Genomic DNA, 514 nt, shown 5'->3' with positions numbered 1-514 from the left:
TATTGGAGAGCTTCTTTGCTATATCGTTTTCCGTTGCAAAGTTCACATGTTTGAGTCACAGGATCCATAAAGGCCATTTCTGTAATTGTCACCCCTTTTCCTTTACATTTTGGACAAGCCCCTTTTCCATTAAAACTAAATAGTTGTATGGATACATTATTCTCCTTCCCAAAGAGTTTTCTAATTGGAGATAATATATTTAAATAAGTTGCTGGTGTCGACCTTATATTTATACCTATGGAGTCTTGTTTTAAATCAATATAAAGGTTCGGAGAAACCTGCCGTTTCACTGCGTTAACTAAAGTACTTTTTCCCGAACCTGCAGGACCTGATATTACTGTCATAATTCCAACTGGAATTTTAACATCTACATCATGGACATTATGAGATTCAATATGATTCACCTGAATATATTTAGAAAAAGATCTTGTTTTTTTGAATTTTATGGGTTGTTGAAGCATTCTCCCTGTTATGGTATCCGATTCTAATAACTCTTGATAACTTCCAGTAAATG

Annotated in this window: 1 protein-coding gene; it reads right to left on the bottom strand. The window is 34.0% G+C overall.

Translation table 11 applies throughout. The features are described from left to right. Positions 1-514 (bottom strand): ATP-binding cassette domain-containing protein (locus FOT98_RS31195; protein ID WP_144291251.1); only part of this gene is annotated, 514 nt, incomplete at both ends.

This window comes from Bacillus sp. HY001, from assembly GCF_007558965.1.
GTDB classification, from domain to species: Bacteria; Bacillota; Bacilli; order Bacillales; family Bacillaceae_G; genus Bacillus_A; species Bacillus_A mobilis.
The sequence above is the reverse complement of the archived record's forward strand: the minus strand, read 5'-3'. Positions and strand labels throughout refer to the sequence as shown.